General features: G+C 36.0%; 10 protein-coding genes and 1 tRNA gene. 6 read left to right on the forward strand and 5 right to left on the reverse strand.

From position 1 onward, the window contains the following. Positions 1 to 384: 384 nt before the first annotated feature. Together tssD and FN817_RS23540 are read left to right on the forward strand one after the other, a co-directional pair. A complete protein-coding gene (gene tssD / locus FN817_RS14530) occupies positions 385 to 789 on the forward strand; it encodes a type VI secretion system tube protein TssD (protein WP_047421063.1) in 405 nt (134 codons plus the stop codon). A 119-nt stretch (positions 790 to 908) separates the two neighbouring features. Continuing rightward, positions 909 to 1130 carry a hypothetical protein gene (locus tag FN817_RS23540; RefSeq protein WP_185149915.1) on the forward strand — a complete coding sequence of 74 codons (222 nt, stop codon included), beginning with the start codon at positions 909 to 911 and terminating at the stop codon, positions 1128 to 1130. A gap of 344 nt (positions 1131 to 1474) precedes the next feature. Here FN817_RS23540 and FN817_RS14540 read toward each other — a convergent pair. From FN817_RS14540 to FN817_RS14550, 3 genes are all read right to left on the reverse strand, one after another. Continuing rightward, positions 1475 to 1547: transfer RNA gene (locus FN817_RS14540), tRNA-Phe, on the reverse strand. A gap of 108 nt (positions 1548 to 1655) precedes the next feature. Continuing rightward, the gene (locus FN817_RS14545; RefSeq protein WP_142718592.1) at positions 1656 to 3497 is read right to left on the reverse strand and encodes a lysophospholipid acyltransferase family protein; all 1842 of its coding nucleotides are present in this window, start codon (positions 3495 to 3497) and stop codon (positions 1656 to 1658) included. Positions 3498 to 3519: 22 nt separating this feature from the next. Beyond that, the gene (locus FN817_RS14550) at positions 3520 to 4758 is read right to left on the reverse strand and encodes an aspartate kinase (RefSeq protein WP_142718593.1); all 1239 of its coding nucleotides are present in this window, start codon (positions 4756 to 4758) and stop codon (positions 3520 to 3522) included. A 324-nt stretch (positions 4759 to 5082) separates the two neighbouring features. Here FN817_RS14550 and fbp point away from each other — a divergent pair, with 324 nt between their 5' ends. Both fbp and FN817_RS14560 read left to right on the forward strand, forming a co-directional pair. Continuing rightward, entirely contained in the window at positions 5083 to 6099 is a 1017-nt protein-coding gene (gene fbp / locus FN817_RS14555; RefSeq protein ID WP_047434129.1) for a class 1 fructose-bisphosphatase, read from the forward strand. Next, on the forward strand, positions 6099 to 7103 hold the full coding sequence (locus tag FN817_RS14560) for an o-succinylbenzoate synthase (protein ID WP_142718594.1): 1005 nt from the start codon (positions 6099 to 6101) through the stop codon (positions 7101 to 7103). The genes fbp and FN817_RS14560 overlap by 1 nt, the downstream gene beginning before the upstream one ends. A 12-nt stretch (positions 7104 to 7115) precedes the next feature. On the opposite strand, the gene FN817_RS23195 is transcribed toward FN817_RS14560, so the two are convergent. Next, positions 7116 to 7283 carry a bacteriocin-like protein gene (locus FN817_RS23195; RefSeq protein ID WP_156118473.1) on the reverse strand — a complete coding sequence of 56 codons (168 nt, stop codon included), beginning with the start codon at positions 7281 to 7283 and terminating at the stop codon, positions 7116 to 7118. Between the two features lie 426 nt (positions 7284 to 7709). After that, positions 7710 to 8840 carry an alpha/beta hydrolase gene (locus tag FN817_RS14565; protein ID WP_167498874.1) on the reverse strand — a complete coding sequence of 377 codons (1131 nt, stop codon included), beginning with the start codon at positions 8838 to 8840 and terminating at the stop codon, positions 7710 to 7712. Positions 8841 to 8992: 152 nt separating this feature from the next. Here FN817_RS14565 and FN817_RS14570 point away from each other — a divergent pair, with 152 nt between their 5' ends. Both FN817_RS14570 and FN817_RS14575 read left to right on the forward strand, forming a co-directional pair. Then, positions 8993 to 10666 carry a glutamine--tRNA ligase/YqeY domain fusion protein gene (locus tag FN817_RS14570; protein ID WP_142718596.1) on the forward strand — a complete coding sequence of 558 codons (1674 nt, stop codon included), beginning with the start codon at positions 8993 to 8995 and terminating at the stop codon, positions 10664 to 10666. Between the two features lie 205 nt (positions 10667 to 10871). Continuing rightward, on the forward strand, positions 10872 to 12053 hold the full coding sequence (locus FN817_RS14575) for an MFS transporter (protein ID WP_185149917.1): 1182 nt from the start codon (positions 10872 to 10874) through the stop codon (positions 12051 to 12053). Positions 12054 to 12135 lie beyond the last annotated feature (82 nt).

Raw genomic sequence — 12135 nt, forward strand, 5'->3', positions numbered from 1 at the left:
TTGTTCGTTTGATTTTTTTTTCATTTTTATTTTTTCATGTCCTTCTGTCCATATATTTTCAATTCTGAAATTGATTTTCTGTTCTGAAACTGCAGTTCTTCTTTACTATTTATAAGAGGATGTTCTTTTGTTGATGAATTTTGAAATTTTAATCTCTGTTTTAAATATCTTAAACAAACAAAAAAAATACTGCAATTTTAAAGAGCGGTAAATATCAAACACCTGATTTGTAGGATGTAATTTACCTAACAATTGTTAGTCGTATTATTACGACACTTTTTTAAATTTAATAATAAATCTTATTTACGTTTTGTAATTACATCTATATTTGGTGATATAGAAAAACAAAAGTCATAAAATATTAACCATTAAAATTTACAAATCATGGCCGAAAGAAATTCAAGAGGAATTTTAAAATTCAACAACGGGGAAGGACAAAAGTTATTAAAGCTTAACTACAGCGTATCAAGATCTACAGACGTTTCAGGACGTGTAGCATCAGATCCTTCCAACGCTCTTATCAAAATAACGGTAGAAGCTACTGAAAAATCAGACATTCTGGAAAGTTTACTGAATGGAAAATATAAGCCTACAGTAGGTGAGATTACTTTCAATAAATCTCACGAAGAAGGAACTCTAACAACACTGAAGTGGAACAACGGATATGTAATTCAGCATGAAGTAGATTTCGATGCTGTAGATGATAACAGTATGTACATCAGCTTTGTGGTAAGTGCAGAGCAGATAGATCTGGGGAATTCTTCTTACTTTGGAGCATGGCCTTCTTAATACTATTCAGAATTTAAACGATCAGGCAGAATGGCACACCGGTTCAAAGGATGCTGTTCTGCCTTTTTTAACCTTATTGAATCGCTTCCCGGAATCAACCGTGTGGTAAACTGGATATTGTGATTGAAGGCAAAATTATCAAACACTTCAGGCATTTCCGTTTACAGCAAAGTGCCAGAAGGCATCACAATTTCGAACTTATTCTGGCCCATGATTTTCTTGGAGAAACCCAAAACCATACTCTGGAACAGGCACGCCAGTTTTTAGTGTTAATACCGGAATCATTGCCAATAAAATATGTAAAGAAGCACTGGCATCAGAGAAATTTGATTTCAGGATAAATACTCAGAATAAAAGCTATATCAATTATAGTGCACAATATAATGAAACCCATTACAATTATCTTGCAGGAACAGCAGAAGCGTATGGAGAACAGTTTTATTATGATAGTGAAATACTTCATTTCGGAAAACTTCCTCCCGAAGAAAAGCTGATTCGTCTCGTATACGGAAGTAATGCAAGTGACGTTCCGGTAGAACTGAATGCTGTACATACCAACCTCATCCATCTAAAGCATATGAGCTGAACAGGAATATTTTTAAAACCCGTTCACTCAATATGGGGGAGGAAAAGGGGTATATATAAAAAACAAAAAAACCTCTAAACTGAATTAGAGGTTTTCAAGTGGTTTCTCCAGGAATCGAACCAGGGACACATGGATTTTCAATCCATTGCTCTACCAACTGAGCTAAGAAACCATTTATGTTTTTATTTATTACTTCGTTGTTTTAAAGTGATGCAAAAGTAGTAAGTTTTGGTATACAAAGCAAGTATTCATCGTACTTTTTTTGAATAAAGTTAAAAACTTACTGATTATCAGCCGGATTATTTTCCTGCTCCTTTCTGATCTGCTCACTCATCTCTTCCAATACCGGTTTAATCGTGTTTTCCGGAAGATCACTGATTCGGATATACATCAATCCGTCTATTGCATCATTGAAGTTAGGGTCAACGTTGAATGCAATTACTTTTGCATTTTGCTTGATATATTTCTTGATCAGAACAGGAAGTCTCAATTCAGGTTCAAGATCATCAATGATTTTGTCCAGTTTATTAAGATCAGATTCCATTTCCTCAAAGAAAATATTCTTATCCCTGTCACGAAGCTTTACCTTATATTCATTCCTTGGAGTGATATACTGGGCTACAGCAGAATCAAAATAATTGGAACGCATAAACTCAATCATCAGAGATTTTGAGAATTCCGAGAATTTATTCGAGATACTCACACCACCCATAAGAAATTTATGATCAGGGTTTCTCAGGCAGACGTGTACAATTCCTCTCCATAAAAGGAAGAGTGGAAGTGGCTTCTGCTGATATTCCTGGCAGATATAAGCACGGCCCATTTCAATCACCTTTTTAAAGAAAGGGTGAATATCCTGCTCAAACTCAAACAAAGAGCTTGTATAGAAGCCTTTGATGCCATATTTCTTCATGACCTCTCTACCCAATGCCATTCTGTAGGCACCCGCCAGTTTTTTCTCACCATTGTCCCAAAGGAAAAGATGATGGTAATGCTTATCATACTCATCAAGGTCAAACGGAAGATTACTTCCTTCACCCACCGCACGGAAAGTAAGCTCTCTCTGACGTCCGATTTCCCTCATAATAGAAGGGATTTCCTCGTAAGTGGTAAAGTAGATTTCATAATTCCCGTTACTGAACAGCATTTTATCTGTTCCTCTCAGTTTATCAACATCTTTAATGATGTCTTCCAGAGGCGTTTCATCAATGATATTCTGAACAATATTTTCCTCCTTCAATAAAGGGAACTTCACAGATAAATTCTGAAGATTGATGCTTTGAGCAAGAGATTTTCTCTTTTCATAGTAAGATTTCATCATATAAACCTTACGTTTCAGAAACTCTCCCAATTCCTCGATTGTTTCCATGTCATCCATTGCCTTTACAGTGATAGGGCGCCCGATTCTGATCCTGATAGGTTTTTCTCTATCATTCATCATTTCTGCGGGAAGCATCAAAGTCTGTAAATTCGGATGAAGCTTAGCCACCTGATAAAAAAGACGGCTGTTCTTAGCATGGAAATACATAGGGACTACCGGTACTTTAGCCATTCTTATTAGCTTAAGTGCCGTTTTTTCCCATTCTTTATCTAAAATTTCTCCGTAAGGATTGTTCTTGTTGGAAACTTCTCCTGCCGGGAAAATACCTACGCAGCCTCCGTTTTGTAAATGCTTGAGTGTTTCACGCATTCCTGAAGAGCTGCTGTAAGCTTCTTTTCTGTTTTCAAAAGGGTTTACAGCGATTACAAACGGTTCCATAGGTTTGATCTTTTCCAAAAGGAAATTTCCCATCACCTTGAAATCCGGGCGAACCTCTGATAAGACCTTGCACATCAGAATCCCGTCAATAGCACCCAGCGGGTGATTGGAAACCAGAATAAACGGTCCCGTTTTCGGAATCTTTGCCAGATCTTCTTCAAAAGCTACATAGCTTAGGTTTCTTTCTCTTACAAATGAGTCGAAAAAGTCTTTGCCTTCCTTATCTTTTAGTTTGTCGTATAATTTATTTACTTCGTTTATTTTAGCAATGCTCATCACAGCAGATGCTACCGGGTTCTTGAGAAACCCAAGTTTACTTAAGCCGGAAGCTTTGATCAGATCGTTTTTCGAAATTAAACTCATGTGTGTTTAGTCGCAATTAATATTATTGTGTTACCATTTGAAGAGTATTCTTGGAAATTTGTTCCAATAATACATTTTTTTCATGGTAAAATTTATCAATGTGATCCATCTTCGCATTTCTTACTGTGAATAAAGATACATTTTTAATTGCTTCGGTTTTAAAAATTTTTTGAAGCTCCTGATTGAGCTCATCTATATGGTTAAATTTATCTTCAAGGCACAATGCCAGGGAGATCGCAGAATTCTGCATCAGGGAAACCTTGATCTTATATTTGGATAAATAGCCAAAAATTAAGCTCATATGGTCTTCTGCAATAAAAGAGAAATCTCTTGTTGATATTTTCAGAAGATCCTGATTTTCTTTTAAAATATAAGTTTCTTCCTGTTGGTTTTTGTCGGAAGCACCTACTTTTGTACCTTCTTTGGTAGGATCTACGAAAGATTTTACATAAAAAGGAATACTTTTTTGCTGTAATGGCTGTAAAGTTTTCGGGTGAATAACGCTTGCTCCGTAATAAGCCATTTCAATCGCTTCTTCATAAGAAATGTTGGAAAGAAGAGAGACATCATTGAATTTTCTTGGGTCTCCCGTCATTACTCCCGGTACATCTTTCCAGATCGTCATCGCTTCAGCATTTAAGCAATAAGCAAAAATAGCAGCAGAGTAGTCTGAACCTTCTCTTCCTAACGTTACCGTAAAATTGTTTTCGTCAGAGCCAATGAATCCCTGGGTTACATAGCAGATCTCAGGGTTCAGATTAGAAATAAATTCTTCAGTTCTCACCCAGTCTACCGTACCTTCTCTGTATGAATTATCCGTTTTCACATAATCTCTGGCATCAAGCCATTGATTGGTAAATTGAATTTCATTCAGGTACTCACTCAGAATTTTGGTAGAAATCATTTCTCCGCAGCTTACCACCTGATCATAAACAAAGTTGTAATTGGGAGACTTATTTCTTCTTAAAAAAGAATCAATATCATCAAAAAATAGATTGATTTCTGCAAAAACCGCATGATTTTCAGGAAAAAGTCCTTCCGCAATCTCAATATGTTTTCGTTTTATCTTTTCAATTTCAGTTTGATAGTTCTCCTTTTTGAAATAAAGTTCTACAACTTTTTCCAATTCGTTTGTCGTCTTGCCCATTGCTGATATTACCAGCAAACATTTGGCAAATCCCTGGCTTTGTAGAACCATAGACACGTTTTTCACACTTTCGGCATCTTTTACAGATGCTCCACCAAACTTGAAAATTTTCATTAAATTGTTAAAAATAAAATTGTTAGATAAAAAATTACATGAGTTTTTTACGGACGTCAAAATTATAAATTTACAACGAGATATGAAATAGCCTGGCCGGGAGATAGAATTAAGATTTCCTTAAAATCAACAATTAATGAAATAATTTGAATTTTTCCTGTGTCTGATCTGATAAATCCGGAGACATAATTTTCAATAACCGCTCTGTGTTATGCTGAATTTTATTTGTATTGTGCTGAAATACAGATTGTAAGCTCTTTTTTAATTAAATTTTCTTAATGCGATAAATTTTCCGAAATTTGGGCAAAACGTAAAAAGAAAAATATGTCAAATCAACCATTACAGACTTTAGGAGAATTTCTTATAGATAAACAGGACGATTTTCAATATTCTACAGGTGAATTTTCTCGTCTTCTGAGCGCAATAAGATTGGCTTCGAAAGTGGTAAACAGAGAAGTAAATAAAGCCGGAATTGTAGATATTACAGGAGCTGCCGGAAACCAGAATATTCAGGGTGAAGAACAGCAGAAATTGGATGTGATTGCGAATGAAATTTTTATTACGGCTTTGTCTCAAAGAGAGGTGGTTTGCGGTATTGCGTCTGAGGAAAATGATGATTTTATTGATATTAAATGTGGCGAAAACGGACATTTAAGTAAATATGTAGTATTGATTGATCCTTTAGACGGATCTTCCAATATTGATGTCAATGTTTCAGTAGGAACTATTTTCTCTATCTACAGAAGAGTTACTGAACCTGGAACTCCTGTTCAGCTGGAAGACTTTTTACAGAAAGGAATCAATCAGATTGCAGCGGGCTATGTTATTTACGGTTCTTCTACAATGATCGTTTATACAACAGGAAACGGAGTAAACGGATTTACATTGGATCCTTCTTTAGGAACTTATTATCTTTCTCATCCTAACATGACTTTCCCGAAAACAGGTAAGATCTATTCTATCAACGAAGGAAATTATATCAAATTTCCTCAGGGAGTAAAAAATTACCTTAAATATTGCCAGATGGAAGAAGGAGACCGTCCTTATACGTCAAGATATATCGGGTCTCTGGTAGCAGATTTCCACAGAAATATGCTGAAAGGAGGAATTTATATCTATCCTTCTTATTCACAAGCTCCGAATGGTAAATTAAGACTTTTATACGAATGTAATCCTATGGCATTCCTTGCAGAACAAGCAGGAGCAAAAGCAACAGACGGATTCAGAAGAATTCTTGAAATAGAGCCTACGGAACTTCATCAGAGAATTCCGTTCTTCTGTGGAAGTATAGAAATGGTAGAAAAAGCAGAAGAATTTATGCGTATTGACAGCGTAAAATAATGGAAGCAAATTATTTACAATATTTATTACAATTCAAACGCCCGAGTGGAACATCTCGCGGCGTTTTGCTTGATAAGGAAACCTTTATCCTCACTATTTCGGAAGACGGAAGGGAAGGAGTAGGGGAATGTGCCATTTTCAGAGGGCTGAGTTTTGATGACAGACCTGATTACGAAGAAAAGATGAAATGGCTTTGTGAAAATATCAATCAGGATGCATGTTTTCTGAAAGAAGAACTGAAAGAGTTTCCATCCATCTGGTTTGGTTACGAACAGGCCGTTCAAAATCTGAAACATGGTGACAGTATATATTTTCCGAGCGAATTTACTGAAGGTAAATCTGCAATTACCATCAATGGTCTGATCTGGATGGGAGCGGTAGGGTATATGGAAGAACAGATTCAGGAGAAACTGGAAAAAGGATTTCATTGTATTAAACTAAAAATCGGGGTCGATTGGGAATCTGAACATATTATTCTCCGGAAATTAAGAGAAAAATTCTCGAAAGACCAGCTTGAGCTTCGTGTGGACGCCAACGGAGGATTCAGTAAAGAAGAAGCGGTAATTGTTTTGCAGCAGCTTGCAGATCTTCATATTCATTCTATTGAACAGCCTATTAAAGCAGGAAACTGGGATGACATGGCGGAATTATGTGCTAAAACACCCACTCCGATTGCATTAGATGAAGAACTGATCGGTGTTATTGATCCTGAAGAAAAGAAGAAACTTTTAGAAAAAATACAGCCACAATATATTATTTTGAAACCCGCATTGGCAGGTGGGTTTTCCGGTTCAGATGACTGGATTTCCCTTGCCGAAAATCTAAATATCGGTTGGTGGATCACTTCAGCTTTGGAAAGCAATATCGGATTGAATGCCATTGCCCAATATACATTTACCAAAAAAAATCCAATGCCTCAAGGTTTAGGCACTGGAGCTTTATTTGTAAATAATTTTGAATCCGATTTAGAACTCAGAAATGAGCTGCTATGGTTCAAAAAATAACTGAAAAGTTAATTAGCATAATGGTGGAGGTGAATCCGGGCATGTGGTCTGGCCGCAATAGTCAGGCCCCCATGATCTGCAGCACATCGCAACCGGGTTCCAGCTGTTACATCCAAGTGGTGGTCTTCCTCCTTTGATCGTTTTTAATTCTCCTCTTTTGATTTTCTTTAGATTTTTCATGATATTAATTTTATTTGATTGATAAGTAAATGTCGAAAACTTTTTTCAATTATACAACAAGTAGGGAATTATTTGGCAATATTTAACAATATCAAAGAAATGTTTCAATAATTTTAAACATGAAAATATATTCCTGCATGAGTTTATGAGGAATAAGTATTGTTTTTTCGGGCTGTTTTATAAGGATGAGTAGTTGTTGGGTCGAATACTTTTTGTTTTAAAGGTTGTTATTCAGTTAAATGACATCTTTTACAAAGATGGCTTTCTTAATATAGCTTAATATATAAGAAAACTGTTTTTTAATATGTTCCATAATAAAAAAATTATAATTCCCTAGAGTTTGAATTAGCAATCATTATGCCATACTGCAGTAATGAACTAATTTTAACATAAAGTTCATTTTTTAAGAATTATTTTAATTACTTATTAAGAAATAATTGTGAAAATGTTTTCGTTATCCTTAGTTCGGTTGGTGATAAGATTCCTGTCTATTCCGTTTAAAGTCTGAAAGATATCTGACTGTACCTGCGAACTGGAGAGGTATCCCCAATGGTTTCCCACTTCATATTTGAAACTGTTGAGAAGGTCATCTTTTACAAATGTACAGTCGATAATAGAAACAATATCTTTATAATCACTAATATCACTTGGTCCGTTTTTACCAAGTCGTGGTGTAAGAATGTTTTTTGTAAACTGAGAAATTCCCAAAACCGCATCCTGTCTGTTCAGATAAATGGAAATCCGGTTGGCCAGTAATGGTAATTTATTATATGAATCTTCGGAATCTTCAAATACTTTATAGCTGACATCCGCATTCAACAGTAAAACCTGATCGATAACACGGAGTATATTTTCCCTTTTAAGGCTGTATAACATGCTTTGAAGCACTCTGTTTCCCAGGGAATGGGCCATTAGATGAATTCTTTGATTGCAGGGGGCAAGATCCCGGTTGGAAAAGATATCTTTTAAAAATTGAGTATAGAAATAAAACAACCTCATTAAAGATGTACCGGAATTGATACTGGAAGCCTTATCATCAAAATAACTTAACGGAATAATGCTTCCTGAGGCTGGCCAGCTTACGAATAAAATATGTTCTACAGGAGATGCAGGATTATCAATGAATATTTTCTTAAGATCAAGAATAGCCTTTAATTCATCATCAAAATCATACAGATAACCATGAATGAATATCAGTACATCACTTCTTTCTTTAGTGGTAGACATATTTTTGTACAGTTCATAGAACATTCTTTGAGTTCCGCCAAGATTATTGGCTGTAAGAGCAGACTTTTTAATTCCTTTTTCACTCAGCAGAACATCCAGAACTTCTTCATACCCCTGTTTTTCGGGTTCAGAGAAAAACTTATAGTTTAAAATATTCCTGTTGGTGTAGTCTTTTTTCTTTTTGGCTTGAGCAGTGGGCTCTTTGTAGTTGTCAAAATCACATTTCGCGATTCTGAAATTAGGGATTGAGTATTCATCATTGGAAAAAGAGTCTACTTTCTCGCCTTTATGACGAACGATCTTCCGGTTACTTAAGATATAAACGGCCATGATTGTTAATTGGTTAAATGGTTTTAGCATTCCGAAATTAATGAAAATTACTGAAATACAAAGGATAAGGCTTTTAAATTATCACTTTTACAAACGCTTATTTTTCCGTAACTTTGTGAAACTTTTTTTGCTAAAAAATAAAAGCTACTTTAATGGAAGAAGAAAAAAAATCACTCAATTTTATTGAGCAAATTATAGAAGATGATATGGCAAACGGTCTGAAAAGAGATCAGATCCGTTTCCGTTTTCCACCTGAACCTAATGGTTATCTGCATGTAGGGCACACAAAAGCCATCTGCATCAACTTCGGTCTGGGTGAAAAATACAATGCTCCCGTAAACCTTCGTTTTGACGATACGAACCCTGAGAAAGAAGAACAGGAATTCGTAGATTCTATTATGAAAGACGTTGAATGGTTAGGTTTCAAATGGGATAAAGTTTTGTATGCTTCCGACTACTTCCAGCAGCTTTACGATTGGGCAGTTCAGTTAATTAAAGAAGGAAAAGCTTATGTAGATGAACAGCCTTCTGAAGTGATTACTGAGCAAAGAAAAAATCCTTCGGAACCGGGAATTGAATCTCCATTCAGAAACCGTCCTGTTGAAGAGTCTTTAGATTTATTCGAAAGGATGAAAAACGGAGAATTTGAAAGTGGTTCAATGTCTCTTCGTGCAAAAATCGACATGGTTTCACCAAATATGAATATGCGTGACCCTGTGATGTACAGAATTTTGAACAAACCTCACCACAGAACAGGTACGGCATGGAAAATCTATCCGATGTACGACTGGGCTCATGGTGAATCCGATTATATTGAACAAATTTCACATTCGCTTTGTTCTTTGGAGTTTGAAAACCACAGGCCTTTATATAACTGGTATTTGGATCAGGTTTATGAAGAAGGAAGGGTTAAAAACAAGCAGAGAGAATTTGCGAGAATGAATGTTTCCTATATGATTACTTCCAAAAGAAAGCTTCAGAGGTTGGTAGCAGAAGGAGTGGTAACCGGATGGGATGATCCTAGAATGCCTACTATTTCAGGGATGAGAAGAAAAGGGTTTACTCCGGCTTCCATCAGAAACTTTATTGATAAAGTAGGGGTTGCGAAAAGGGAAAATCTTATCGAAATTCAATTGTTGGACTTCTGTGTACGTGAAGATCTTAATAAGGTGGCGAAACGTGTGATGGCCGTTGTAGATCCTGTAAAATTAGTGATCGAAAACTATCCTGAAGACAAAGAAGAATGGTTGGAGACAGAAAATAATCCTGAGCAGGAAAATGCAGGAACAAGAGAAGTACCTTTCTCAAGAGAATTATATATTGAGCGTGAGGACTTTAAAGAAGAAGCTAACAATAAATTCTTCAGACTGAAATTAGGCGGAGAAGTTCGTTTAAAATCAGCTTACATCATCAAAGCTGAAAGAGTAGAGAAAGATGAAAACGGAGAGATCACGACCATCTATACTACTTACGATGAGAAGAGCAAATCCGGAAGCGGAACAGAAGAAAGTTTAAGAAAAGTAAAAGGAACTCTACACTGGGTATCTGCTAAACATGCAATTCCTGTAGAAGTAAGAATCTACAATCAACTGTTTACAGTAGAACAGCCTGATGCTGAGAAAGATGTTGACTTCCTAAACTTCATCAACCCTGAATCAATGGCTATTGTGAAAGGTTTTGCTGAGCCAAGCCTTAAAGATGTTGCTGTGGGTGAGCCTCTTCAGTTCCAGAGAATAGGATACTTTACAAAAGATCAGGATTCTACGGACACAAATTTTGTGTTCAATAGAACTGTAACATTAAAAGACTCATATAAGCCAGAGTAAGAATTTATTGATATAAGATAAATGAAACGGGGCTTGATATTAAGCCCCGTTTTTTTATTTAAAAAACTATAAGTACAAATGTTCTCAAATTTCAGAACTATTTTGTGCTGTAATCAGATCAAAATCAAATATTTAAATTAAATAAATTGTGAAATTAATAAACATATATACCAATTCTTTCAAAGGACTCTCGCAGGAGAGTTGGATGCTGGCGTTGGTAATGCTCATCAACAGGGCTGGTTCTATGGTACTTCCGTTTCTGGGAGTTTACATGACCAATCATTTACATTTCAGTATTGAAAATTCAGGAATTGTACTGAGCTTTTTTGGAATAGGTTCGGTTATCGGATCATGGCTGGGAGGGATGATTACGGATAAAATAGGTGAATATAGGGTACAGAGTCTGAGTTTACTCCTCAGTGTTCCTTTATTCTGTTTAATTCCGCTTTTCACAACGGAAGCAGGATTGGCAGGAATTATTCTGGCTCAGAGTATTGTAAGTGAAACATTTCGTCCGGCAAACTCAGTGGCAATTACCAAATATGCGAAGCCTGAAAATATTACCCGGGCTTTTTCACTGAATCGTATGGCTGTCAATCTTGGATTTTCTATCGGGCCCGCATTAGGAGGTATTTTATCTGCTATTTCTTATGAATTTCTGTTTTTCAGTAATGCATTGGCTGCTTTGCTGGCAGGATTGATGTATATCTGGTTTTTTAAAGACCGCGCAAGATTAGCCAAACAGCAGGCAAAAAAGGTAAAAGAAGCCATTGTTATTAAAAAAGAAAGCTCTCCATACCGGGATGGTAAATTTTTGATGTACTGTATATTCTGTATGTTGTTTTCCATATGTTTCTTCCAGTTGTTCAGTACGCTGACGATATTTTATAAAGACACAGCACATATGAGCCAGCAAAATATCGGATATATTCTCGGATATAGCGGTTTTCTGATTGTACTGCTTGAAATGGGTCTGGTACAGATTGCTGAAAAATATTTTACGTTAGCTTTTACCATGCTTATCGGGACTTTCCTGTGTGGAATTTCTTATGCAATGCTGGCTTTCGATTATAGTATGCTTACCCTTGTGCTGTCTATGACATTACTTTGCGTGGGAGAAATATGGACACTGCCTTTTATGTCAACCATTACAGCATTACGTTCAGGAGATAATAATAAGGGTGCTTATATGGGATTGAACGGAATGTCGTTCTCCATTGCATTTATCGTTACTCCTTATATAGGAACACTGATTGCCGAGAAGTTAGGATTTAATACGTTATGGATTGGAACAGGAGTACTGGCAACGGCTATTGCTATCGGTTTTTACTTTATCATTCCATGGATGCTTAAGGAAAAGAATAAAGCGGAGGGAGAAATGATGTAAGTATTGAATCAGTTTAAAAATAAAGCTTCGGGCAATTTCGTAGAAATTACCCGAAGCTTTTGCTATATATGAGTTGTTTACT

Origin of the sequence: Chryseobacterium rhizoplanae (genome assembly GCF_900182655.1) — a bacterium.
GTDB classification, from domain to species: domain Bacteria; phylum Bacteroidota; class Bacteroidia; order Flavobacteriales; family Weeksellaceae; genus Chryseobacterium; species Chryseobacterium rhizoplanae.

What these genes read in the sequence shown, in the direction of transcription:
- FN817_RS14550 (WP_142718593.1), bottom strand. Translation starts at nt 4,758, where the DNA reads ATGAAAATTTTCAAGTTTGGTGGAGCATCTGTAAAAGATGCCGAAAGT.
- FN817_RS14565 (WP_167498874.1), bottom strand. Translation starts at nt 8,840, where the DNA reads ATGGCCGTTTATATCTTAAGTAACCGGAAGATCGTTCGTCATAAAGGC.
- FN817_RS14545 (WP_142718592.1), bottom strand. Translation starts at nt 3,497, where the DNA reads ATGAGTTTAATTTCGAAAAACGATCTGATCAAAGCTTCCGGCTTAAGT.
- fbp (WP_047434129.1), top strand. Translation starts at nt 5,083, where the DNA reads ATGTCAAATCAACCATTACAGACTTTAGGAGAATTTCTTATAGATAAA.
- FN817_RS23195 (WP_156118473.1), bottom strand. Translation starts at nt 7,283, where the DNA reads ATGAAAAATCTAAAGAAAATCAAAAGAGGAGAATTAAAAACGATCAAA.
- FN817_RS14575 (WP_185149917.1), top strand. Translation starts at nt 10,872, where the DNA reads ATGCTGGCGTTGGTAATGCTCATCAACAGGGCTGGTTCTATGGTACTT.
- tssD (WP_047421063.1), top strand. Translation starts at nt 385, where the DNA reads ATGGCCGAAAGAAATTCAAGAGGAATTTTAAAATTCAACAACGGGGAA.
- FN817_RS14560 (WP_142718594.1), top strand. Translation starts at nt 6,099, where the DNA reads ATGGAAGCAAATTATTTACAATATTTATTACAATTCAAACGCCCGAGT.
- FN817_RS14570 (WP_142718596.1), top strand. Translation starts at nt 8,993, where the DNA reads ATGGAAGAAGAAAAAAAATCACTCAATTTTATTGAGCAAATTATAGAA.